This is a genomic window from Micromonospora sp. B9E7 (genome assembly GCF_039871815.1).
GTDB lineage: Bacteria > Actinomycetota > Actinomycetes > Mycobacteriales > Micromonosporaceae > Micromonospora.
In genome coordinates this window covers 43,265-67,483 of the sequence record NZ_JBDPLX010000032.1, presented here as the reverse complement: position 1 = coordinate 67,483, position 24,219 = coordinate 43,265, and the positions used below count along the sequence as shown (strand labels likewise).

Here is a 24,219-nt window from a genome sequence, read left to right as displayed (position 1 = left end):
CGGCGGTCATGGCGGAGGGGAAACGCCCGGTTACATTCCGAACCCGGAAGCTAAGCCCTCCAGCGCCGATGGTACTGCACTCGTGAGGGTGTGGGAGAGTAGGACGCCGCCGGACAATCTTTCCAGAAAGGGTCACCCGTGAACGGGTGGCCCTTTCTGCGTTGGCCCCACCATCCGCGAAACCCCGGTTCCAGCGGTGGGTGCTATCGGCGCCGGTCCTGCGGAGAATCTTGGACAGTTTCCGTCAAGCGTGAACGGAAACTGTCCAAGATCTCATCGTGGGCCGTTGTACTGGTGGCCGGCAAAGCCGGACAGGAGTCCCGCGAGGCCGCCGGCGACCGGCTCAGGGGAGCCGTCTGCGCCGAGGATCGCGGCCCATCGCCGCGTCGGTCGTGACAACGAAGGCCTGATCGACTCGACTTCGCTGAAACCGCGGTATCCGCAGCTCCGGGACACCCCGACATCAATGAAACCGAGTCGATCATCCACCGTCCGGACCCAGGGGCAGCCCGACCGCCTCGAGGGACCGAGCGGACCAGGGTGGACCAGGGTGGACCGGACCGGACTGTGCAGGGCATGGCCGAGGCCGGCGCGGACACCACCACCGCCACCGCCACCACCACCGTCGACGCGCTCTCAAACTGCTGCGAGCCGGAGCCGCCCCGGCGGACCTTGCGGCTCGGGGAAGGCACGAGATGCCCTGTGCGCCAACGACGAAACGAACCAAAGCGCTCGGGCTCCGGGGAACGCGCGGGACGGCCTTGGGGTCAGGAGGGCTTCGGGCCGCAGACGTAGCGGGGTTCTGCGTCGTAGCGCCAGGTGAACTTCTCCCGCTTGACCACCGCTCCACCCTTCTTGATGACCCGGAAGGCGTCCTGGGTGAAGCCGTTGATCCCGTTGGTCGCGATGCACGACGGACCGGGTTCCAGGTGGATCAGCTTGGGCGTGGTGATGTTGCGGCGGGGACCGTACTCCGTCTTCACGCTGTCGTAGATCTTCGTGCTCCAGATCGACACGGTGATCGTGCTGGACGTGTACGACGTGTCGATGAGGAGGCCGTACTCGGTGTTGTTGCGGAACTTGAAGTCCAGGTCCGGCCAGAAGATCGTCGACTCGATGACCGCCGGGTACCTGTCGAACCAGTACGAGTGCGGCTTGTGCTCGACGTCCTCCAACCCGGCGTAGTAGGTCGCGTTGAAGATCGTCGTGGTGAACTGCGAGGTGCCGCCGCCGACGCCCGGCACCAGTTTGCCGTTGAGGATGACCGGCGCGTCACGGTAGCCCTGGGCGTAGCCGCGTTCGCCGGTGTGGCCGTTCAGGGAGAACGTCTTCCCGGGCAGGACGACCGTGTTGTCGACGTCCTTGGCGATGGTGACGATGTTCTGGCTACGTGACGAGGCCAGGCCGCCGGTGAACCGGGTGGTGAAGGTGGACACCCGTTCCTTGATGCCCAGGCTGGACAGCTTCTCCGCCGTCAGTTCGGGTTGCGTCGGCTTCAGCTCGCCGGTCACCTCGCGGCCGTCCGACTTCGGTAGCACGGCCAGCAGGTCCTGACCCAGGGTTGCCGTGTCCAGTTGTTGGCCGGGTCGCCCGTCGGTGACGGCGGGGCGGCCACCGGAGATGGTCATGGTGGCGTCCTTCGCCGGCACCTCGATGGCGTTCAGGTCGTCGCCGAGCGCGGCCCGCAGTCGCTTGACGTCCACCGAGGGGGTCAGCTTGCCGGTCTTGTCGGCGGTGAACCGCAGGCTCTTCGCGATGGCGGCGGGTGGGACCTTCACCGACCCCTTGGTGGTGCGGAGGGTGACGGGTGCGGCGACCGCAGGCTTCGCCAGCTCGTTGACCAGCCGGTCCAGTTCCTCCGGGGTGGTCGTCGGGTGGCTCTCCACCAGCGGCACGGTGATCGGTGTGCCAGCCAGCCAGCCGGCGCGGACCACCTCGGCAGAGCGCTCCGGATCCAGGGCCAGCCCCGGTTTGGGCTGCACCACCTTCGGCTTGGTGCCCTGATAGGTGATCGCCGGCATGGTCATGCCCTGGGCCTGGTCGCCGAGGACCTTGCGGAGGGCGTCATCCAACTTGCTCACGTCGACGGTGACCACCGGGTCGACCGTGCGGGAGCCGACCAGGCGGCTGACCGGGTGCGCGTCGGCCGCAGCCGCTGCCGCGACGGTCGCCGGCACGTCGACCTCCAGCCCCACGTCGGCCGGGTTGATCTCGGCGCTGCGGCCGTCGACGGTGACGGTGAGCGGCTTGGCGTGGGCCGCCGCCCGCCGGGCCAGCTCCGCCCGCAACTCCCGGTCGGCGTCCGCGCGGCTCCGGCCGCCCAGTTCGGCGCCGAGCACGCTGGTGCCGCGAGGAACATCTCCGGCGTACGCCCAGGCACCCGCGCCCGCCACCGCGGCGAACACACCCCCGGTGACGCCGGCGGCGAGCAACATCCGCATCCGGCGGGGGCGGCGCGTGCCGCCCTCCGGCTCGCCGGGGCCGGGAGCCGTCACGGTGGCCGGCCCGTCGTCGGGCCAGGTTACCGCGGTGACCTGCACGGTGGGCCGGTCGTCGGCGGGTGGAGTCTTTTCGCCGTACAGCGTCACTGGAACCTCGATCGCCAGGGTGCCGCGGGAGTTTCCCACTCCCGGAGGCACCTACGGTAACGAATGCCCGGCGGTCCTTCGCGGCTACGCCCACCCGGCCCAGGTGCGGCGTGTCTCCCGGCGTGTCGCACGAGCCCGGGGTCGCCGCCGGCTGGGGACCGCGGACGTGGCACGGTGGCCTCGTGGACACAGCGGAACGGGTGTTGGCGTACGGCGGCGGCTGGCTGGACCGGGCGGGTCCGCTGCGCACCGATCCGGCCCGGGTGGAGGCGCTGCTCGCCGAGCCGACCACCGTCGTGCTGCCGATGTGGCGGGACCGCTGTCTCGTCGACGGGGACGGCCCGGTGCGGCTCAGCGCGGATCGGGCGTCGCTCGTCCGGTCCGCCGCTGGTGAGATCGTGTTCCTGGGACTCGACGGGGACGTGGCCGTGTTCGCCGCGGACCTGTCCGCGCTCCCCGAGCGGTCCGCCGCCGAGATGGCCGGCGCGGCGCGTGCCGTCGACGTACGGGCGCTGGTCGGGCGGCTCGAACCGGGCGACGCGGCCGTCCAGGCGTACGCCAGGGGGTTGTTGCACTGGCATCGGCAGCAGCGGTTCTGCGGGACGTGCGGTGCGTCGACCGTCGCCGGCGGCGGTGGGCACCTGCGGACCTGCACCGGCGGGGAGTGCGGGCGGCTGCTGTTTCCCCGGATCGAACCGGCGATCATCGTGTTGGTCGAGGCGCCGGGATCGCCGGGGCGGTGTTTGTTGGCCCGGCACGCCGGCGCACCCGAGGACGCGTTCTCGACGCTGGCCGGGTTCGTCGAGGTCGGCGAGAGCCTGGAGGACGCGGTCCGTCGGGAGATGGCCGAGGAGGCGGGCGTGACCGTCACCGACGTGACCTACCAGGGGTCGCAGGCGTGGCCCTTTCCGGCCGGCCTGATGGTGGGCTTCCGGGCGACCGCCACGTCCGACGAGGTACGCGTCGACGGGGAGGAGCTGTTGGAGGCGCGTTGGTTCACCCGGGCGGAGCTGCGGGAGCGGGTGACCTCCGGCCGTTCGCTCGGTCGGGTGGACGCGATCGACCACCGCCTCCTGGAGGACTGGTTGGCAGGGATGTCCTGACCGATCGGCCTGGTTCTACTCGGTAGTAAGTACACCTGTTCAGGTGTGTCGCTGACCCGTACCCTTTGCGCTCATGCCGTCTTCGACCGGTCTGGTGACCGCAGTGAGTTCGCGTGTGGCGTCGCTCCTACCTGACCGGGTCGTGGCGGGAGCCATCCGGGCTGTCTATCCGCGGGTGGAGCCGGAACTCGCGTGCCTCGCGGAGTTCATGCCCGCCGGTGGCACGGCCCTCGACGTGGGCGCCTGGTACGGGCCGTGGACCCAGCGGATGCGCAGGCGGGCCGACCAGGTCGTCGCCATCGAGCCGAACGAGGAGCTCGCGCGCAGCATTTCGAGTGCCTTCCCCGAGGTGCGGGTCGTCCGTGCGGTGGCGTCGGACCACGAGGGCAGCGCGGAGCTGTTCCTGCCGAAGGACGGCCCGGCTGTCGGCACCTCGTCCCTCGTACTGGGTGACGGCAGTTCGGCGTCGGTCACCGTCCCGCGGGTCACGATCGACGGCCTCGGCCTCCACGACGTGCGGTTCATGAAGATCGATGTGGAGGGTCACGAGCTGTCGGCGTTGCGCGGCGCGGCCCAGACCATCGACCGGGACGGGCCGGTGCTGTTGATCGAGGTCGAGGAGCGGATCCAGCCGATCGCCCCGATCATCGACCTGCTCGACGAGTGGGGCTACCGCGGTTACGTGCTGCCGGAGCGGGAGTGGTTGCCGCTCGCCGACTTCGACATCCGGGGTAACCAGCGTGGTGCGATAGCGCGGGTCACCCAGAGCCTCGCCCGACGTGTCGTGCTTCCACGGCCGCGCTACGTCAACTCGGTGTTGTTCAAGCGCGAAGGTAGGTGACCGGGCGAGCCGGTCCGGTCAGCCGACGGCCTCCGGAGAAGGGTTCCGTCGTTCGACGGAGGCTGTGGACGAGGGCCGGCGTGGTGCGTCCCGCCGTGATGGGGTGCAGACCATCACCAGCGCGGTCACCGCCGCGACGGCGAGAGCGCACCACATGATCCCCTGGAACGTGCGCGGCGCGACGAGCATCGTCAGGACGGCCAGCACACCGGCGGCCACCCAGAGCGGCGCCGAGGACCACCGCGCGCCGGCCGCGATCTTCGCGTTGACCACCGCGAAGACCAGCGCGTAGAGCGCTCCGGTGGCGGCGAAGAACGGGGCGTACTCGCCCAGTTGCGCGTAGGCCTCGCCGCCGGCCAGGCGGAACGCGAAGCCACCGGCCAGGGCCGAGGCGACGACGAGGACGGCACCACAGGCACCGATGATCGCGAGCATGGTGGTGCGGAGGCGGCGGTCACCGACGGCGAGGCGGGGCAGGGCCAGCACCGTGATCACCTGAGGTGCCCAGAGCGCGCCCTTGGTGAGTACGGTGCCGACGGAGTACGCCCCGGAGTCCGCTGGCGACAACAGTTGGCGGGCGAAGATCAGGTCGGCGTACGACACCACGAGCATCGCCAGCGCCGCGGTGCCGGCGCTCAGGACCTGCCGGACTCGCAGGGCGCTCCTGACGCTCGCCGTGTCGCCCCCGTCCGCCGAGGCGGGACGCGCGATCCAGGCCAGGACCGGCAGGACGAGGTACGCGGTCACCAGGCCGGCGAGGAGCGTGTCCACGACGTCTGCGCCGAGGGCGAGGGTGACGATCATGCCGGCGTACCGCCCGACGGCGAACACGACCATCGCCCAGGCGAGGCGGAGGAAACGCTGTTCGCCCTGTAGCTCACCGAGCCAGCGGCCGGCCAGGACGACCGCGAAGGTCGTGGCGGCCACCAGCGCCACGACCGTCAGGGACAGCCGGAGGGCGGTCACCATGAGCGGCGTGGCCACGACGACGGCGCCGGCGGCGACCGCGGCGGTGACGAGGGTGACCCGTACGGTCGGTGCGCCGGGCTGGCGGGCACGGTGCACGGCGACGGCCATCTGCAGCCCCACGCCCGCCACACCGGCGATCGCGACGAGCGCCAGCACGGTGGCCAGCACACTCAGTTCCTCGGCCGCCAGGTGCCGGGCACCGACCATGGGAAGCAGGTAGGCCAGGCCGTTCGTCACCATCGCGGCGACCGCCACCGCCGCGCCGGCCGCTCCCAGCCGGCTCGGCCCGGACCCGGCCGTCGTCTCAGTCATCGCGCCTCATGTCGGTTCGCCAGGGGAATCGGCTGTGCCCAGAGCCTCGCGACCTCGACGCGGTCAGCTCGTCAGGCAAGGTACCCCCGTGCTGGCCCTGTGCCTAGGTCTCCGCGAGGACTGCTCGGCCCGCGGCGGCGTCAGCCCTCGTAGAGTGCTGTCCGGAGCCCCGGGTGCGACGTCGGGCCCGCTTCCCGTCCAGGTCTTGGGGGTCCGTGTGCGCCGACCGATACCGGAGTTCGGCACGGCGCCGCGGCGCGCTGCCGTCGTACTCCGTCGCTGGTGGCCGGAGGTCGTGCTCGGGCTCGGCGTGGTCCTCGCGATCCTCGGCCCGGTGCTTCGCCGGGGTTACCTCCTCCGCTACGACCTGGTGTTCGTGCCGGACCCGCCGTTCGGCGCGACAGTCTGGGGCAGCGGCTCCGAGCTGCCGCGTGCGGTGCCCAGCGAGCTGCTCGCGGTCGGCCTGTCCCAGTTGCTCCCCGCCGACCTGGCGGAGAAGGCGCTCCTGGCCGGTTGCCTCGCGCTGGCCGCGGTGGGTGCCGCCCGGTTGGCTCCCGTCGGTCACCCGTTGGCGCGGGTCGCGGCCGGGCTCGGGTACGTCTGGAACCCCTGGGTGTACGGGCGATTGCACCTCGGGCAGTGGGCGGTCGTCGCCGGGTACGCCGCGTTGCCCTGGGCGTACGCCTGGGTGGTGGGGGTGCTGCGACGCCGGCCGGACGGCACCGATCCGCCCGACGGTGCGGGCCCGCGCCGGCGCTCGGCGGTGGCCGGTGGTCTCGCGGTGGTGCTGGGTGGTCCCGCGATGGTGTTGGCGGCGGTGCTGACCTGCGCTCCGGCGTTGGCTCTGGCCCGCCGGTGGCGGGCACTCGTCGCGGGCGCCGCGACGCTGGCCGGCCTCACCGCTCCGTGGCTGCTGGCGTTTACCAGTCGTGGCGGCGGGATCGATCTCGACGAGCGGGGTGTCGCCGCGTTCGCCGCCCGTGCGGACACGCCACTCGGCGTGCTCGGCAGTGTGGTCACGCTCGGTGGCGTCTGGAGCCGGTACGCCGTTCCGGTCGGCCGTGACCAGTGGCCGGTTGCCCTGCTCGCGCTGGCGCTCGCGGCGGCGGCGGTCTGGGGGTTCGCGCTGACCCGTCGCCGTTGGCCGTCGGCGGCCTGGTGGGGTCTGCTCGTCGGTGCCGTGCTGGGCATCGTGATCGCCGTCGTTCCGGCCTGGCCGGGGGGTGCGCAGTGGATGACCGCGCTGGTCGAGCATGTTCCACTGGCCGGGGCCGTCCGGGATGGCACCCGCCTGCTCGCGCCGCTCGCGCTGCTGCAGGCGGTGGGTCTCGGAATGCTGGTGGAGTCGTTGGCCACGGCGGGCGCTCGCGCGTTGGTCCCGCTGGTGGTGTTCGCTCCGGTGCTGCTCCTCCCCGGTCTGGCCTGGGGTCTCAGCGGCCAACTCGACACGTCGCGATACCCCGCCGAGTGGTCGGCGGTGCGCGCGGTGGTGAACCAGGACCGGGTCGGCGGCAGCCTGGTCTCGCTGCCCTGGTCGTCGTTCCGTGCCTACGGTTGGGCCGGAAACGTGCCCGTGCTGGACCCGGCGGCACGGGCGTTCCGCCGACCCGTGATCGGGGATCAGGACGTGCTGGTCGGCCGGGACCGGATCAGGGGTGAGAGCCGCGAGGCCGATCGGGTGGCGGCGGTGTTGGCGGAGCCGGGTGACCCCGGGCCGGCCCTTCGTGGGCTCGGGGTGCGGTACGTGCTCATCCAGACCGATCAACCTGGTGGTGCCGAGGCCGAGGGTCGTTTCACGGACGCCGAGGTGGTCCGGCGCGGCCGGACATTGACGCTGATCCGTCTGCCTGATGGCGGTTCTTCCCGCTCGGTAGGGACTGTCGGCATTGGTCCCATGCTGGGGTATTCGGTACTCGGGGGCACCCTGTTGATCGCCCTTTCGTACCCCACAGCACGACGGCGGTCCATGTTACTGTCCGGTACCTCTTGTCGAAGGGATCGTCAATGAAGGCATCCTTCAATCCCCTCCTGACCGCTGTCGTCGCCGCGGCGGTGGGGGCCGTGCTGGGAATTCTGGCCGTCTCGATCGGGACGTCCACCATCACCAACAGCAACACCAAGCCTGCCAACGTGGAGCAGCCCATCATCGTGTACGGCGAGCGCTGACGGCCCTCCATGGAGGGCCTACCTCCTGACGTGTCGTCAGATGCGGTCGTACTCGACGTCGTGGTGCCGGCCTTCAACGAGGCAGACCGACTGCCGGCAACCCTGCTCCTGCTCCGGGCGGCGCTGGCCGGTCTCGGTGTGCCCTGCCGGGTGACCGTGGTCGACAACGCCAGCACCGACGGAACCGCCGAGGTGGTGTCGTCCGCGCTGCCCGGCACGGTCCCCGTCCGGCTGTTGTGGTGTGGCGAGCGAGGAAAGGGGTTCGCGGTGCGAACCGGTGTGCTCGCCAGCGACGCGCGCTACGTCGGCTTCTGCGACGCGGACCTGGCCACCGCACCGGACAATCTCGGGCAGGTGCTCAGCCTTCTGACCGAGGGCGTCGACGTGGTGGTCGGTTCGCGGGCGCACCCCGAGTCGGTGGTCGAGGAGCGGCACAGTCTGCTCCGCCGGTGGGGCGCGGTGGCGTTCCGGGGCGCGGTCCGGCAGGTGGTCCGCAGCGTGGGCGAGACGCAGTGCGGGTTCAAGTTCTTCCGCGGCGATGTCGCACGGCGGGCGTTCGCGCCACTGCGGTGCGGCGGATTCGCCTTCGACGTGGAGGTGCTGGGGCGCGTCGAGCGGGCCGGTGCCCGGCTGGAGGAGATCCCGGTCAACTGGGTGGACGTGCCCGGTTCGCGCTTCTCTCCGGTCCTGCACGGCTGGCAGAGCTTCGTGGACGTCGCGAAGATCCGCTGGCGTCTGCGGCACGCCAATGCCGCCTCCACCGTGCCGGTGCCGGTCGTCGCCATCCCGGTGGCGCCCGATGTGGCCAGTGGTGCCGCCACCGTTGGATTGCGGCCGTGAGTGTCGGATCTTCCCCGGTCGCTTCGGCTCCCACCACCGACGTCCCGGTGGTGGGCCGCCGGATCGCGGTGCTCAACTGGAAGGACCCCTGGCATCCTGATGCCGGGGGCGCCGAGGTCTACGCCTGGCAGGTCGCCCGCGATCTGGTGACCGCCGGCGCGGAGGTCACCTTCCTGACCGCCCGGCCCCGGGGCCAGCGCGGCGACGAGGTTCGGGACGGCATCCGGATCGTCCGGGTCGGTGGCCGGTGGAGCATCTACCCTCGCGTGCTGGGTTGGTTGTCGCGCCGCCGACGTCAGTTCGATGCCGTGCTGGACTGCCAGAACGGCATCCCGTTCTTCAGTCCGGCGGTCCTGCCGGCCAGCGTGCCGGTGATCTGCGTGATCCACCATGTGCACGACCGGCAGTTCCGGCTGTATTTCGGGCCGCTGGTCGGTCGCTTCGGTGCGTGGCTGGAGGGGCCCGTCGCCCGCCGCGTCTACCGCCGTTGCGTGACCCTCGCGGTCTCGCCCTCGACAGCCACGGCCGTACGCGACCGGCTCGGCTGGACCGGCCCGGTGGTCGTGGTACCGAACGGGGCGGACGCCGACCACCCCCGACGCGGGTCTCGGGATGAGCGCCCCCGACTCGTCTGCGTCGGTCGGGTGACCCGGCACAAGCGGGTCGACCTGGTGCTCGACGCCGTCGACCAGCTCCGCGCCGAACGGCCCGACCTGCGCCTCGACATCGTGGGTGGCGGGCCGGACGTGGAGACCATCCGCAGGCAGGTCGACGAGCGTGGGCTGAACGACCTGGTGACGGTCCACGGCCACCTGCCCTCCGCCGAGCGGGACGCGCTGCTGGCCGCGGCCTGGTTGCACGTCTCCGGCTCGTGGGGTGAGGGCTGGGGCCTCGTGGTGGTGGAGGCCGCCGCCGCCGGGCTGCCCACGGTCGCCTTCGACGTGGACGGTCTCCGCGACGCCGTACGACCCGGTCGGACCGGGTGGCTGGTGGCTGAGGGCGAGAACCCCGCCGGCGATCTCGCCGCTGGTCTGGACCGCGCACTGGACTCCGTCGCGACCCTGGCCGAGGCGGACCGGATGGCGGCCGAGTGTCGGCAGTGGAGCGACGCGTTCCGCTGGGCGGACACCGGCCGGCGGGTCCGCGCGGTCCTCGGGGACCTGCTCGCCCCACGCGCGGTGCCGTGGGCGTCCGGGGACGCCTGCCTCGTGGTCCGGACTCCTGAGCCGGACGACCTTCTCGCCCGGGTGGCACCGCTGCTGCCCCACACCCGGCACGTCGCGCGCGACCAGCGGAGTCTGTGGATCCTGGTGCCGGGCGCCGATCCGGCGGCGATCCGGCAGGTGCTCCTCGACGTGGGCGTCGCCGAGGACGCCGTGACCGAGCTGAGGGCAGGCCGGGACGAACTCCTCACCGGAGTTCCGGTACGGCAGTGCTGACCGCGTGGTCGACCGCCCGTCGTGCTCCCGGGGTACCGTCCGCGACGGTGTCCCTGGCGGTGTGGCGCCTGCGTGAGCTGCTGGTCTGCCTCGCGCTGATCGGCCTGTGCGTCACCCAGAGCCCGGGTCTCATCGTGCCCGAGACGAAACTGGACATGGCCCTGGACCCGGGCGGGTTCCTCGCCCGGGCCACCCACCTGTGGATCGCCGACTGGCAGTTCGGAACCCTGCAGAACCAGGCCGTCGGCTACTTCTTCCCGATGGGACCGTTCTTCCTCCTCGGTGAGGCGATCGGGTTCCCGGCGTGGCTCGTCCAGCGGCTCTGGATGGCGACGCTGCTCTGCGTCGCCCTCACCGGTGTGGTGCGCCTGGCCCGCGCCCTCGACCTCGGTGGTCCGGCGTCCCGCCTGGTCGCCGGCGCGGTGTTCGCCCTCTCACCCCGGGCGCTGACCCTGGTCGGCACGGTCTCGCTGGAGTTGCTGCCGTACTGCGTCGCCCCATGGGTGCTGTTGCCGCTGGTCAAGGGAGCTGCGGGCGGCTCGCTGCGACGGGCGGCAGCGCTCAGCGGCCTGGCGGTGGTCTGCATGGGCGGGGCGAACGGGGCGGCCGCCGCGTGCGCCGTACTGCCCGCCTTCCTCTACGTCGTGACGCGCGCGCCCGGGAAGCGGCGATTCCGCCTGCTGGTGTGTTGGACGGTGGCGATGGTGGCCGCCACCTTCTGGTGGCTCGCGCCGTTGCTGCTTCTGCAGCGGTACGGCTTCCCGTTCCTGCCGTTCACCGAGAGCGCCGCGGTGACGACCGGGGTGACCACCCTCCCGGAGGCTGTTCGCGGTGCCACCCACTGGGTGGGTCACCTGGCCGTCGACGGCGTGCCCTGGTGGCCCTCGGGGTGGGCCCTGGCCACCGTGCCGTGGATGGCCCTGCTCACCGGTCTGGTCGCCTGCATCGGGCTGGCCGGCCTGGCCCGTCGGGATCTTCCCGAGCGGCGGTTCCTGCTGGTCGCGGCGCTGGTCGGGCTGTTGACGTTGACCGCCGGAAACCTGTCGAACGGCGGAGCCCCGTTCGCCGCGTCCGTGCGGGAGGCCCTCGACGGCCCGCTGGGCGCGCTCCGCAACCTGCACAAGTTCGACGTCGTCATCCGGCTGCCGCTGGCTCTGGCCACCGCGCACATGCTGGACACCGTTGGTCTCATCGCCGTCATCCGTCGGTTCTCCCGACCCACGGGAATGGCGCCCCGGCGGGTGGCGCTGGGGGTCACCGCCGCAGCCCTCGTCGCGGTCACCGCCGGCGCGGGCAGCGCGGGCCTCACGGCGGGCGGCGGCTTCCCAGCCCTGCCCGAGCACTGGCGGCAGGCGACCGGGTGGCTCGACCGCAACGCCGGCCCGGGAACGACGCTGCTCGTCCCCGGTTCGAACTTCGCCGAGTACGACTGGGGCCGCTCGTTGGACGAGCCGGTCCAGCCCCTGCTGGACTCGCCGTGGGCGGTGCGTTCACTGGTGCCGGCCGGCTCCGCCGGCAACGCCCGGCTGCTCTCCGCCATCGACGAGCGACTCGCCTCGGGCGCGGTCTCTCCGGGCCTGGCCGACGTGCTCGCCCGACTCGGCGTGCGCTACCTGCTCGTCCGCAACGACCTGCGCCAACCCGTCGGCGCCATCGCCTGGCCACTCCTGGTGCACCGGACCCTGGACAGCGCACCCGGGCTGTCCAGGGTCGCCGAGTTCGGGCCAGGTGTGGGACTGCCGCCGGATCTCGGCGGGGCATGGGACTACGGGCTGCGCAAGACGTACCCGGCGGTGGAGATCTACCAGGTGGACCGGCCGACCCCCCGGGTCACCCTGGCGGACGCGGCGCAACCACTCGACCTGGTCGGCGCACCGGAGACACTGCTGGATCTCAGCGATGCCGGTGTGCTCGGCAACCGACCGGTGATCCTCAACGGCGACGGCCCGGTGACCACGGGAGCAGGCACGGTGCTCGCCGACAGCCTTCGCCGTCGGGAGGTCGACTTCGGGCTTCTCCGCGGCAACACCTCACGGACGTTCACCGCGAACGACCACCCACGACAGGTGCGCGCGGTCCACGACATCCTCGACCCCGCCTGGGACACGTCGCTCACCTCGGCCGGATATACCGGGGTCACCGACGTGCGGGCCTCCTCCAGCGCGGCCGACGTCGCCGGCCCCGCCGCGCTGCGTGACCCGTCCGCCGGGCCGTTCGCGGCAGTGGACGGCGACAGTGGTACGGCCTGGTTGACCGACGGTGCCCGCAAACCGGTGGGCCAGTGGCTGGAGGTCCGGTTCCCGGAAGCGATCCAGGTCGGGTTCGTGGACCTACAGGTGGTCGACGACGAGGTGATCGGCGCAGCGGTGACCCGGGTCGAGGTCAGCACGGCCAGCGGCACCTCCGTGCACTCGGTGACCGACGCCGGGCGAGCCCCACTGCGGTTGGCGATTCCGTCGGGGCGTACCACCTGGCTCCGCGTGACCATCGACGGCGTCTCCGGCGTCGACGTGCCGGGCCGGCGCGCGGGCATCCGGGACCTGCGGGTGCCGGGGGTGAGTCCCGGGCGTTACCTGCGGCTGCCGGCACTGCCCGACGCCAGCGCCGCGCCGGAGGTCGTCGCGCTGGCCCGGAAGGCCGTCGACCGGCCGGCCTGCGCCGTCGCCGACGACCACTACCTCTGCGCACCCGACCTGATCCGCCAGGGTGAGGAGACCGGCCTGGCACCCCGTCGCTTCGATCTGCCGAGCGCATCCACCGCCAGCCTCACCGGCCTGGCCCGCCCGGTGCCGACCACCGCGCTCGCCGTCTACGACGAGATGGTGGGCGGCCAGACCTTCACCACGTCGAGCGCCTGGTTCGCGGACCCGGTCGCCTCGTCACGGGCGTTGGGGGACGGGGACGACGGTACGGGCTGGTTGGCGGATCCGGACGATGCGCAGCCGACCGTGGAACTGCGCTGGGCCAAGGCCCGGAAGGTCAGCTGGGTGCGGTTGCGGTTCGCGGCGAGCCTGGTCGCGGCACCGCCGAGGACGCTGCGGATCACCGGCGACGACGGCATCCGGGAGGTGGCCGTCGGCGTGGACGGAGTGGCCCGCTTCCCGGCCCTGCGCACGAGCAAGCTCTTCATCGCGGTGACCTCGACGGTGCCGCGCAGCAGTCGGTCGACAGTGTTCTTCGAGCCGCAGCCCCTGCCGGTGGGTCTCAGTGGCATCGATGTGGAGGGGGTGGCGGAGGCCAACCAGCCCCGAGGCGTCGATCGGACCGTGACGTTGCCCTGTGGCGCCGGACCGACGGTCGTCGTCAACGGCACGTCGGTGCCGACGAGCCTGTCCGGCACCCTGCGCGATCTCCGGGACCTGCGGCCACTGCGATACCGCGCGTGCACGGTCGAGCCGACGGCCAAGACCAAGACCAGGGCCAAGCCGAAGGTGGACGCCGACCAGATCACGCTGCGGGCCGGCCGGAACGAGATCTCCGCCCCGGCGGACCGGTTCGTCGTCGACAGCGTGATCCTCAGCGGTGCGACAGCGGCGCGGATGGTCGACGAGCCGTCCCGTCAGGCGTTGACCGTGCTCTCCTGGACCGACCAGCGCCGGTCGGTCCAGGTCGGGCCCGGGGGCAGCAGCTACCTGGTCGTGCCGGAGAACGCCAATCCCGGCTGGCGGGCCACGCTCGACGGCGTCCGGCTCGAACCGACCCGGGTCGACGGGTGGAAACAGGCCTGGCTCGTGCCGGCCGGTGCCGCCGGCCGGGTCGACCTCGTCTTCACACCGGGCCGGCAGTACGACATCATCCTGCGGGTCGCCGGCGGTCTGCTGCTGCTGTTGATCGTCGCGGCCCTGCTGCCCGCGCGCCGCCATCGGCCGTCGTACCCGGTGGTGCCGGCCACCCTGGCGACCGCGCCGCTGCTCGCGATCGGCGTACCGGCACTGCTGGGCGGTCTGCTCGGGTTCGGTTGCGCGCTCGTGGTCGTGCTGTTGCACCGGCGTCGGATGCCCACGCCGGGGTGGATCTGGGTGCCGGCCGCCGTGGGTCTCGCCATCTACGGTTCCGAGCGGTGGTGGTTGTGGCGCGTCGGCTCGGAACCGGTGGCGGAGCTACTCGCCATGCTTCCGACGGCCCTGCTCCTTGCGGCTGTCGCCGCCCTCGTGCTGCGGTCCCGACGGGTCCGCGGCAGGTACGAGTCGCGTCGTGAGGGCCGGGTGCTCGGTTGGGCCCGTCGCCGTGGCCTGCAGCGCCGGAGCCTCGACCGGGACGGTGGAGGAAGCCCGGGCCCGGCGGTCGTCGGCCCGCCTCTTCAGGAATCTCCGCAGGTGCTGCGTCGGCAGCTCGATGAGGTAGTAACTGGCGGCCGCGACCGGGATGGTCAGGGCCAGGGTCACCGTCAGCAGCGCCCAGAACGAGCTGTGCATCCGGGTGAATCCGAGCAGTCGGAAGCACGCCTCGATGGCCAGGATGTGCCAGAGGAAGATGCCGTAGGAGATCCGACCGAGGAACCTGACGAGCGGCTGGAGCAGCAGCGCGCGCGGCACCCCGCCGGATCCCCGGCCGACGAGCGGCGCGATCACGCACCACGTGATGAGCAGGAACATCACGTGTTCGGTGACCGACTCGACCGGAGTGGCTGGTTCGAGGCCACGGGGACCGGCGATCGGCGTGCTGGCGATCCAGAGCAGCGCACCGGCGATCAGCCACGACGTCCCGGGAGCGAACGTGAGGACGCGCAGCCCGCGCGGCGTGCCGGACCACAGGTCCTCCTCGCCGGGGTCGGACCCGTCCGATCCCAGATGCGGGAGGAACGGAGAGGAAGTGGTGCTGGGAGGCCAGGAAGCGAGAACGGCCAACATGATCCCGATCCCGAACCAGTCCAGGAAGGCGGGCAGCCAGAGCCACGACATCTGCGGTAGAGGCGAGTCGGGCCCGTGCGCGAACACGTTCCACACGAGGCCGACCAGGACGAGCGCGATGCCGAGAGCCAACTGGCGTCGGGCCCGCGCCAGCGGGGTCCTACCCCCCATCCGCCGGCCGAGCGCCGCGATCACCGGCAGCGCCAGGTAGAAGACCGACTCGGTGGCAAGGCTCCAGGTCTGTTCCATACCGACCGGCAGCCGCAATGGTTCATATATGTGTACGAGAAGGAGGGGTATTGCCCAGTCCCAGAGTGACCTGAGGTAATCGATGTTGAGCCAGGTCAGTGCGACAACCGCCATTGCCCAGTAGCCGGGCAGAATGCGCAGTGCGCGATGCCAGAGGTATGTGCGTACTGGCGGTTGCGGCTGGGCTCGAATTGCTGCGCGCGCGAATGGCCGGTAGAGGAGGAAGCCCGACAGCGCGAAGAAGATCGCCATGCCGACATCCAGTCTGGCCAGCACTCCACCAGCTCTTCCGTACGAGTGGGTGAGTCCACTGAGGAATGAGACGTGATGAAGGAGCACCCCGAACACCGCCACGGCCCGAAGGCCTTCCAGGGCCGGTAACCAGCCATCCGTACGGCCACTATTCGGCTCGGACGGACGGATCGCTCCGCTGTTCGGAGCTTCTTTTACAGGTCGGCTCACAGGTCCTCGACATCCCATTTGTTGTGGCAGCCGGACGGCCGCATCCGGCCGTGGTCGGTGCGGCTCGGGAGGCCGCGTCGGACCATATCCGAAATCGGTCTCGTCATGTACTGTCAGCCGACTAGTCGACCAATACAAGGGGAGGAGTTACATGCGAGCTACGTCGGGTGCCATCTTGGTGGCGGCGGGCACGTTCCTGATCGTCGGGGCCGTGGCGACGCCGCTGGTCGTCGCGCCCGCTCTCGTCAAGGTGCCCCTGGACCAGAGTTCGGTGACGATCTCGACGGCCCAGAACGCGACCGTCCTCGATTTCGGCACGCTGTCGGAGCGGAGCGGGGTCAACCTGACCGCCCACCGAGCCGTCCGGGGCGATGTCAAGGACGGAAACGCTGACCGGGCGGTCTTCAACGTCGGTGTCCGGGTGATCGACGATGCCAAGAAGGAGATCACGCTCAGTACGGACCGGGTGGCCCTCGACCGGCGTACGGCGATGGCCGTCGCCTGCTGTGCCGAGGACATCAACGGCGCGCCCTTCAAGCACGAGGGCCTGACGTACACCTTCCCGTTCGGGACGGAGAAGAAGACCTACCAGTACTTCGACAACACGGCCCGGAAGGCGTACCCCGCGAAGTACGTGAGCACGGAGAAGCTGCAGGGGTTGACCGTCTACAAGTTCGAGATGACGGTCGAGCCGGTCCAGATCAGCGAGATCAAGGTCCCGGGCAGCCTGCTGGGTTCGACCGAGCAGGTCGTCAACGCTGGCCGCTACTACGCCAACACCCGCACCCTGTGGGTGGAGCCCGACAGTGGCGTGATCGTCAAGGGCCAGGAGAAGCAGTTGCAGACCCTCCGCGACCCCGCCGGCGCGGACAAGATCAAGATCATCGACGCTGACCTCGCCTTCACCGAGGACACCCAGAAGCAGCAGGCCAAGGCTGCCAAGGACGCGCGTGGTCAGATCAACCTGCTGACCACAGTGGTGCCGATCGTCCTCGGTCTTCTCGGCCTCGCCCTGGTGCTGTTCGGTGTGTACCTCGTCGTCCGTGCGGCTCGCCGCAAGCCCGAGGCGGCGCTGGTGGAGACCGACGACCGACCGACGGCCGACGTGCCGTCGCAGAGGTCCTCGGAGCCGGTCGAGGATTCCACGGAACCGGCCGGCGGACGCCACGCTGCGGAGCGCAGCGAGCCGTAACACACCCCCACCACCTCACCGCCGACCTGACCGGGCCGGTCGACCCTCGGGTCGGCCGGCCCGCTCGTCTCCGCCGTACGCCTCAGGCGCGGCGTACGGCGTAGCGGGTGCAGATCCAGTCTTCGGTGTACGGCAGGTCGGGCCACTGCCCGACGATCTCCCCGCCGTAAGCCGCCATCAGCCGAACCATGTCGGCGTGCGGCACGGCGGTCATCTTCATCGGCGCCGGATAGTTGAGCAGGTGACGCTGTGCCCAGCTGATCAGCCGGAAGGGTGCCACCCGCCAGACGAGGCCCTTGGCCGTACGCGCCAACTCGGTCGGCAACCCCACGACGGCGATGCCACCGGGTCGCAGGACGCGCAGGAACTCGGCCAGATAGCGGTCGATGGCGGGGCGGGGCAGGTGTTGCAGCACCAGGGCGCTGTAGACCAGGTCGAAGTGACCGTCGGGGAACTGACTCAGGTCCGGCGCGTCGTTGAGGACGAACGTGATGTTGCCGGCGCTCCGGTCGAGTTGTCGGGCGGTCTCCAGCATGGGTGGAGCGATGTCCACGCCGACGACCTCGTCAGCGTGCGGAGCCAGCGCCTGCGACAGCCGCCCGGCACCGCATCCGAAATCCAGCACCCGCTCCCAGCGGGTGGGTAGGCCCAGGCGGCGAAGCTGCCCGGTCGTCTCCTCGACATCGGTGCGGCCGGTGGCGAGGAACTCCTCGGCGTCCCACCGCCCGCCGCGCTTGCCGGGCTGGACGAGCACGGCCCAGAGCGGGTCCTCGCTGCCGAGCTTGGTCCAGTCGCGCCGTACGTCGTTCAGATTCACGCCGAAACAGTAGGGCATTTGAGCATCACTCGGGATCGACCGGCTCCTCGGTGATCCGGATGTTCGGATGGGTCCCCCGACCCGAACGGCCTGCGTGCGACGGGTGGGACCGGCACGTGCTTTACATTCGTTACCTTATTGTAATTGGTCAATGCGGTGTCACGCTTCGTGTTGACAACCTCTGGTCTCGACCGGAATCAGGATATTTTGCCCGCCTCCATCGACGGCTGTCTCCACTCAGGGTGACATCGCGCTGCCGCTGGGCCATGATCCTGTTACCGAGCAGTAATCGGGGGGTTGTGAGCTGCGCCGCAGCGGGTGCACCATCAAGCGCGATCGTTACCAGTCGGTAACAGATGACGGGCCCGGTGGGCCGCCACTTCGGGACCGGCCACCCGCACGCATCCAGCCGAGGAGGAACCGTGCAGGATCGCTTGAAGAGTCAGGGTCGTACCCGGTGGTGGCGGTTCGCCGCCATGATGGTGCCCGCCACGGCCGCCGCCGGCGCCATCCTGTTCGGAATGTCGACCGGTGCGATCGCGTCCGACATCACGGTCTCCGGCCAGACGTTCAAGATCGGCGCCGATCGCCTGGAGGGCGACGGCTTCAGGCAGTACGGCGGCATCGTCCGGGAGAAGGGCAAGGACGGGAAGGCCGGTCAGGTCCACCCGATCGCGCTGTCCGAGATCAGCAGCGCCGAGCTGTACAGCCTCTGCCAGTCCGTCCGCGCCGACCTGCCGGGCCTGCCGGTGGTGCTCACCATCAACGCGGGCGAGGGCAAGGAGCCCGCCCGCGCCAAGGACCTGCTGATCGCGATGGACTCCCTGGGCGGCAACGCGACCTTCACGAACATCAAGATCGGCCGGGACGCCACCGACCTGAACCCGACGGCGCAGGCCGGGTCGTTCGGCCAGAACTCCGACCACGTCACCATCACCAACCTGCAACAGGTGTCCCGCTACACCACGGCGGCCACGTTCAGCCTGGTCGGCCTTCGACTGAAGGTCAACGTGGGCGACGACGCCAAGGGCAAGGAGTGCTTCTGAGATGAGTCGGGGCTCGCGGTGCTCGTCACCGCGGGCCCGGCCCGTGTCCCCGTCCCGCTCGGCCAGGAGGAGTACGTGACAAGCGCGAACCCGTCCCACGCCCGGCCCGGTGGTCCGGCTCAGGCGTGGCGGCTCTTCCGCCGCTGGCAGCACAGCCGACCGTTCTGGGGTGGCCTGCTCACCGCCCTGGCCGGGCTGGAGATGTTCGCCTCCACCCGGATGACCCTCAACGGTCTGAGCTTCCGCAGTGGGGCCAGTGGTCTGCTCTCGCTGTTGATCCCGGTCATCCTGGTGACCTGCGGCCTGCTGCTCTGGTTCACCCCGGCGCAGCGGCTGTTCTACTCCGTCGTCGCTGCGGTGACCGCGGTCTACTCGCTGATCGGGCTGAACCTCGGCGGCTTCTTCGTCGGTCTGCTGCTCGGCATCGTCGGCAGCGCGCTCGCCTTCGCCTGGACGCCGGTCCAACCGGCCGCGTCCGACCACGACGACGCGTCGAACCACCCGGCGCCGCCCGAGCCCGAGGCGGACGACGTGTCGACCCGGGAGCAGCCGTCCGTCCCGCGGCCCGGTCCGAGGGCCTTCGGCATCGCCCTCGTGGTGCTCGGCCTCGCCGCTGCCGGCCTGGCCGCCCAGCCCGGAGCGGTGCAGGCCGCACCGAACCGGCCCACCAAGACCGCCTGCCCGACCCCGTCCCGGACCGTCACGCCGTCACCCGGCCGCGCGACCCCGACCCCGACGCCGACCCCGACCCGACGTGGCAACGTCATCAGCGACATCCTGGACGGCATCGGTGACCTGCTCCCCGGCGGACGCCGTCAGGCAACCCCGATGCCGTCGGTGAGCCCGACCGGATCGCCGAGCGGCACACCGACGACGCCTCCCGGGCCGGTCGACTGCCCGTCGTCGCCCCCGGGCAGACCTGGCCCGCCGGCGACACCCGAGAAGCCGGGCACGGTGCAGCCGGGAAAGCCGCTGCCGCGCATCGCCGCCGACCCGAGCCTGCCGACAGTGGCGCAGACACCGTCCAAGCTCACCGGGTCGTCGGTGCGGATGACCGGGCTGCGGTTCGACGGAATCATCGACCTGCACACGGTGGAGGGCGACCTCAAGGTGCTGAAGTTCAGCATGCGGGAGGCGGTGACCGACGACTTCCTGCTCCTCGCCGACGGCCCCGCCGGGCGCAACCAGCGGTACGCGACCGACCGGCTGACCGTCAGCGGGGACGTCGCCTTCTACGCCACCCGGTTCGTCGGCCGGTTGCTCGGCATCAAGATCACACTGACCCCGGATCTGCCGCTCCCGGAGGGCCTCCCGATCGCCTCGCCCATTCCGATCACGTTCACCGACCCGGTCATCGACCTGGCGTACGTCACCAGCAACACGCTGACCGCCCGGCCGGCGTTGGCGCTCAGCCTCGGCTGAACGCGCGGCTGCGCACGGCGGCGGCTCTTCGTACCCCCGGCGTGCGCAGCCGCAGCCCGATCAGAGCCGGGCCAGCGCCCGGCGCAGCGGGTCGAGACCCAGTGCGCCCAGGTCCAACGCCTGCCGGTGGAACTCCCGCAGGTCGAAGTCCGCCCCCTTGCGGGCCTTGGCGTCCTCGCGGGCCTGCAGCCAGATCCGCTCACCCACCTTGTACGACGGCGCCTGCCCCGGCCAGCCCAGGTAGCGGTTCAGCTCGAAGCGCAGGTTCTCGTCCGGCACCCGGCAGTGCGCCCGCATGAACTCCCAGCCCAGCTCGGGCGTCCACCGCTCACCCGGGTGGAAACCGAACGGGTTGTCCTTCGGGATCTCCAGCTCCAGGTGCATGCCGATGTCCACGATCACCCGCGCCGCGCGCATCGCCTGGCCGTCGAGCATGCCCAGCTTGTCGCCCGGGTCCTCCAGGTAACCCAACTCGTCCATCAGCCGCTCCGAGTAGAGCGCCCAGCCCTCGCCGTGCCCGGAGACCCAGCAGAGCAACCGCTGCCAGCGGTTGAGCAGGTCGGCCCGGACGGCGGTCTGCGCCACCTGGAGATGGTGACCCGGTACGCCCTCGTGGTAGACCGTGGTCACCTCCCGCCAGGTGGAGAAGTCGCTGATGCCCTGCGGCACCGCCCACCACATCCGGCCCGGGCGGGAGAAGTCCTCACTCGGGCCGGTGTAGTAGATGGCGCCGTCGCTGGTCGGGGCGAGGCAGCACTCGATGCGGCGGACCTGCTCCGGAATGTCGAAGTGGGTGCCGTGCAGCTCGGCGATGGCCTTGTCGGCCAACTCCTGCATCCAGTCCCGGAACGCCTCCTTGCCGCGGATGGTCCGGTCCGGGTCGGCGTCCAGTTTGGCCACGGCCTCGTCGACGCTGGCACCGGAGCCGGCGATGCGCCCGGCGACGACCCGCATCTCCGCCTCCAGGCGGGCCAGTTCGGCGAAGCCCCAGGCGTACGTCTCGTCCAGGTCGACCTTGGCACCGAGGAAGTACTGCGAGGCCAGCTCGTAGCGCTCCCGGCCGGCCGCCTGCTTGTCCCGCCCGTGCGGGGCCACCTCGTTACGCAGGAACTGGCCGAACTCGGCGGTCGCCGCGGTCGCCGCCGCCGCGCCCCGGCGCAGGTCCGCGCCGAGCGTGCCGTCTGCGCCCAGCCGCTCGACCAGCCCGTGGAAGAAGTTGTCCCCGGTCGGGTCGACCCAGATGTCGCACTGCTTGGCAACCTCGACCAACTGCACCTTCGAGCTGACCTCGCCAGCGGCGAGCGCCTCGCGCAACGTGGTCTTGTAGCCCTCCAGCGCTCCGGCGAAACCGTTGAGCCGGGCGGCGATGTTGGCCTGTTCGTCGCTGGTCTCGGTCGGCATCAGGTCGAACACCATGCGGATCTCGTGCAGCCCGCTGGTGATGACGCTGACCTCGCTGGTCACCTCACCGGCGTCGTAGCGGGCCAGGTCCAGGCCGAGCCGTTCCTGCATGGCCTCCTTGGCGGTGCGTTCCAACTCGGTCGCCGGCTCGGTCACCTCCAACTCGGCGAGCGTCCGGCGGGTGAGGTCCGCGCGCGCTCGGTAGCCCTCGGGCGAAAGGTCGTCGAGCTTGTCGTCATGGCCGGCGATGCCGACGAAGGTCGCGCCGGTAGGGCTCAGGGGCGCCCACTCGGCTACGTATCGGTTGGCGATTTCATCGATTCGTCCCACGCTGCGACCCTACGTGACCACCCTGCTCCCGTGTCGACGCCGTTTGCCGTGTCCAGGCTGCGGGCATCGCAGGCCGCGACGTCCGAAAACGGGTGCGATTCTGTCGGACCGGTAGGGCAGAGTGTCAGGGGTGAACACCGATACCACTCCTGACAAGGCGCCGCTGAGCGCCTGGCTGCCGGGCTTCCTCGCTCTCGCCGCGATCTGGGGCTCCAGCTTCCTCTTCATCAAGATCGGTGTGGCCGAGCTGCACCCGGTCCAGCTCACTCTCTACCGGGTCGTCGCCGGCGCGTTGACCCTGCTGGTCGTCCTCGCCGTGCTGCGCGACCGGCTTCCCCGCGAGCCCCGGGTCTGGGTGCACCTGGCTGTCGTCGCCGCGTTCGGTGTGGCCGTGCCGTTCACCCTCTTCGGCTACGGCGAGCAGCGGGTCGAGTCGATGCTGGCCGGCATCTGGAACGCCACCACGCCGCTGATCGTGCTGCCGCTGGCGGTGCTCGTCTTCCGCACCGAGCGGCTGACCGTTCGCCGTGCGGTCGGGCTCGGGCTGGGCTTCCTCGGCGTGCTGGTGGTGCTCGGGGTCTGGGAGGGCATCGGCGGAGCGCACTTCACCGGGCAACTGATGTGCTTCGGCGCGGCCGCCTGCTACGGGGTCGCGATCCCGTACCAGAAACGGTTCGTCGCCGGCAGCGCACACTCCGGCCTGTCGCTCTCCGCCGCGCAACTGCTGCTGGCCGCCGGGCAACTGGCCATCGTCACCCCGTTCGTCGCGGGCCTGCCGCCGCTGCCCACCGAGTTGTCGCCCGGCGTGGTGGCCAGCGTGTTGACCCTCGGCGCACTCGGCACCGGGCTCGCCTTCGTGATCAACATGCGCAACATCCGGGTGGCCGGCGCGAGCACCGCCTCCACGGTCACGTACCTGATCCCGATCTTCGCGGTGCTGATCGGTGCCGTGGCGCTCGGCGAACGACTCAACTGGCACCAACCGGTCGGCGCGCTGATCGTGCTGCTCGGGGTCGCGGTCTCACAGGGCGTTCTCGGCCGCCGCCGGACCAGCCCGGTGGTCGGCGTCGGCGCTCCCGCCGCCCCCGCCGCCGAGCCGGTACGTTGATCGACCGGGTCAGGCGCGGTTGTGGGTCCAGGCCACGAGCTGCTCCGCCGACCAGGTGTTGACGACCCGGTCGGCGGGGACGCCGCAGAGGGCGGCCCGCTCGCAGCCGAACCGTTGCCAGTCGAGCTGGCCGGGTGCGTGCGCGTCGGTGTTGATGGCGAACCGGCAGCCGGCCTCCAGCGCGCGGCGGATCAGCCGCTTCGGCGGGTCCTGCCGTTCCGGCCGGGAGTTGATCTCGACGGCGGTGTCGTGTTCCGCACAGGCGGCGAAGACCGCTTCCGCGTCGAAGTCGCTCTCCGCCCGGGTCCGGGCGCGGTGCCCACGGTCACCGGGACCGGTGACGCCGGCCGGGCGGGACGACACCATCCGGCCGGTGACGTGCCCGAGGATGTCCAGGTGGGGGTTGGCGACGGCGGTCAGCATCCGCCGGGTCATCTTCGACCGCTCGTCCTTCAGGCCGCTGTGCACCGAACCGACCACCACGTCCAGCCGGGCCAGCAGCTCGTCGTCCTGGTCCAGTGAGCCGTCGGCGAGGATGTCCACCTCGATGCCGGTGAGGATGCGGAACCCCTCGGGCAGCGCCGCGTTGACCTGCGCCACGTGGTCGAGTTGCCGGCGTAGCCGTTCCGCGGTCAGGCCCCGGGCCACCGTCAGCCGGGGCGAGTGGTCGGTCAACACCAGGTACTCGTGGCCCAACTCCACCGCGGCCAGCGCCATCTCCTCGATCGGCGAGCCGCCGTCGGACCAGTCCGAGTGGGTGTGGCAGTCGCCGCGTAGGGCGGCGCGGAGCGCCGTCGCCTCGGCGTCCAGGTCGCTGCCCTCGGTCGCCACCAACCGGCGCAGGTAGACCGGCTCCTCGCCGGCCAGCGACTCCGCCACGCACCGGGCCGTCACGTCACCGACACCGGCCAACTCGGTGAGCGTGCCGTTGCCAGCCCGTGCGGCCACCTCGGCTGCCGGCAGACCGGCCAACGCCTTCGCCGCCGACCGGAACGCGCGGACCCGGTACGTGGCCTCGTTCGCCCGCTCCAACAGGAACGCGATCCGGCGCAGGTCGGCGATGGGATCTCTCGCGCCGGCCATG

The 24,219-nt window shown here is 71.2% G+C and carries 15 protein-coding genes, 1 rRNA gene and 1 pseudogene; 12 read left to right on the top strand and 5 right to left on the bottom strand.

Annotated features, from left to right (window positions below; translation table 11 throughout):
* A 5S ribosomal RNA gene (rrf, locus tag ABGB10_RS31945) occupies positions 1 to 115 on the top strand; the annotation flags it as partial.
* Positions 116 to 767: 652 nt separating this feature from the next.
* On the opposite strand, the gene ABGB10_RS31940 is transcribed toward rrf, so the two are convergent.
* The gene (locus ABGB10_RS31940; protein WP_347664697.1) at positions 768 to 2,588 is read right to left on the bottom strand and encodes a VanW family protein; all 1,821 of its coding nucleotides are present in this window, start codon (positions 2,586 to 2,588) and stop codon (positions 768 to 770) included.
* Between the two features lie 182 nt (positions 2,589 to 2,770).
* On the opposite strand from ABGB10_RS31940, the gene nudC reads away from it, so the two are divergent.
* Together nudC and ABGB10_RS31930 are read left to right on the top strand one after the other, a co-directional pair.
* A complete protein-coding gene (gene nudC, locus ABGB10_RS31935) occupies positions 2,771 to 3,691 on the top strand; it encodes an NAD(+) diphosphatase (protein ID WP_347664693.1) in 921 nt (306 codons plus the stop codon).
* Between the two features lie 103 nt (positions 3,692 to 3,794).
* The gene (locus tag ABGB10_RS31930) at positions 3,795 to 4,532 is read left to right on the top strand and encodes an FkbM family methyltransferase (protein WP_347664692.1); all 738 of its coding nucleotides are present in this window, start codon (positions 3,795 to 3,797) and stop codon (positions 4,530 to 4,532) included.
* Positions 4,533 to 4,550: 18 nt separating this feature from the next.
* Here the strand turns inward: ABGB10_RS31930 and ABGB10_RS31925 are convergent, their stop codons facing one another.
* Entirely contained in the window at positions 4,551 to 5,813 is a 1,263-nt protein-coding gene (locus ABGB10_RS31925) for a polysaccharide biosynthesis protein (RefSeq protein WP_347664691.1), read from the bottom strand.
* A 217-nt stretch (positions 5,814 to 6,030) separates the two neighbouring features.
* Here ABGB10_RS31925 and ABGB10_RS31920 point away from each other — a divergent pair, with 217 nt between their 5' ends.
* The 6 genes from ABGB10_RS31920 (at position 6,031) to ABGB10_RS31895 (ending at position 17,011) form a co-directional block, all read left to right on the top strand.
* Complete coding sequence (locus ABGB10_RS31920) at positions 6,031 to 7,821, top strand: hypothetical protein (protein ID WP_347664690.1); 1,791 nt, start codon at positions 6,031 to 6,033, stop codon at positions 7,819 to 7,821.
* A complete protein-coding gene (locus tag ABGB10_RS31915; RefSeq protein ID WP_157742438.1) occupies positions 7,818 to 7,979 on the top strand; it encodes a hypothetical protein in 162 nt (53 codons plus the stop codon). The genes ABGB10_RS31920 and ABGB10_RS31915 overlap by 4 nt, the downstream gene beginning before the upstream one ends.
* Before the next feature lie 30 nt (positions 7,980 to 8,009).
* Positions 8,010 to 8,819: a glycosyltransferase gene (locus ABGB10_RS31910; RefSeq protein ID WP_347664689.1), complete on the top strand. Its 810-nt coding sequence runs from the start codon at positions 8,010 to 8,012 to the stop codon at positions 8,817 to 8,819.
* Positions 8,816 to 10,258, top strand: a complete 1,443-nt coding sequence (locus ABGB10_RS31905) for a glycosyltransferase family 4 protein (RefSeq protein ID WP_347664688.1) — start codon at positions 8,816 to 8,818, stop codon at positions 10,256 to 10,258. Before ABGB10_RS31910 ends, ABGB10_RS31905 begins: the two co-directional genes overlap by 4 nt.
* 47 nt (positions 10,259 to 10,305) lie before the next feature.
* Positions 10,306 to 15,168, top strand: coding sequence for an alpha-(1->3)-arabinofuranosyltransferase family protein (locus tag ABGB10_RS31900; RefSeq protein WP_347664687.1), 4,863 nt, complete (start codon positions 10,306 to 10,308; stop codon positions 15,166 to 15,168).
* Between the two features lie 802 nt (positions 15,169 to 15,970).
* A complete protein-coding gene (locus tag ABGB10_RS31895; RefSeq protein WP_347664686.1) occupies positions 15,971 to 17,011 on the top strand; it encodes a DUF3068 domain-containing protein in 1,041 nt (346 codons plus the stop codon).
* Between the two features lie 82 nt (positions 17,012 to 17,093).
* Here the strand turns inward: ABGB10_RS31895 and ABGB10_RS31890 are convergent, their stop codons facing one another.
* Positions 17,094 to 17,828: a class I SAM-dependent methyltransferase gene (locus ABGB10_RS31890; protein ID WP_347664685.1), complete on the bottom strand. Its 735-nt coding sequence runs from the start codon at positions 17,826 to 17,828 to the stop codon at positions 17,094 to 17,096.
* A gap of 422 nt (positions 17,829 to 18,250) precedes the next feature.
* Between ABGB10_RS31890 and ABGB10_RS31885 the strand changes: the two genes are divergently transcribed.
* Positions 18,251 to 18,874 (top strand): DUF6230 family protein, encoded by a 624-nt coding sequence (locus tag ABGB10_RS31885; protein ID WP_347664684.1) that lies wholly within the window; start codon positions 18,251 to 18,253, stop codon positions 18,872 to 18,874.
* A 75-nt stretch (positions 18,875 to 18,949) separates the two neighbouring features.
* Positions 18,950 to 20,296, top strand: a complete 1,347-nt coding sequence (locus ABGB10_RS31880; RefSeq protein ID WP_347664683.1) for a DUF6114 domain-containing protein — start codon at positions 18,950 to 18,952, stop codon at positions 20,294 to 20,296.
* 60 nt (positions 20,297 to 20,356) lie between these two features.
* Here ABGB10_RS31880 and ABGB10_RS31875 read toward each other — a convergent pair whose 3' ends face one another.
* Positions 20,357 to 22,027, bottom strand: coding sequence for a DUF885 domain-containing protein (locus tag ABGB10_RS31875; protein ID WP_347664682.1), 1,671 nt, complete (start codon positions 22,025 to 22,027; stop codon positions 20,357 to 20,359).
* A gap of 130 nt (positions 22,028 to 22,157) precedes the next feature.
* Here ABGB10_RS31875 and ABGB10_RS31870 point away from each other — a divergent pair.
* Positions 22,158 to 23,262, top strand: a pseudogene (locus tag ABGB10_RS31870) (DMT family transporter); the annotation flags it as partial.
* Here ABGB10_RS31870 and ABGB10_RS31865 read toward each other — a convergent pair.
* Positions 23,145 to 24,218, bottom strand: coding sequence for a PHP domain-containing protein (locus tag ABGB10_RS31865; RefSeq protein ID WP_347664681.1), 1,074 nt, complete (start codon positions 24,216 to 24,218; stop codon positions 23,145 to 23,147). The pseudogene ABGB10_RS31870 and the gene ABGB10_RS31865 sit on opposite strands and share 118 nt — an antisense overlap.
* Position 24,219: the final 1 nt, after the last annotated feature.

What these genes read in the sequence shown, in the direction of transcription:
- ABGB10_RS31925 (WP_347664691.1), bottom strand. Translation starts at nt 5,813, where the DNA reads ATGACTGAGACGACGGCCGGGTCCGGGCCGAGCCGGCTGGGAGCGGCC.
- ABGB10_RS31895 (WP_347664686.1), top strand. Translation starts at nt 15,971, where the DNA reads ATGCGAGCTACGTCGGGTGCCATCTTGGTGGCGGCGGGCACGTTCCTG.
- ABGB10_RS31915 (WP_157742438.1), top strand. Translation starts at nt 7,818, where the DNA reads ATGAAGGCATCCTTCAATCCCCTCCTGACCGCTGTCGTCGCCGCGGCG.
- ABGB10_RS31865 (WP_347664681.1), bottom strand. Translation starts at nt 24,218, where the DNA reads ATGGCCGGCGCGAGAGATCCCATCGCCGACCTGCGCCGGATCGCGTTC.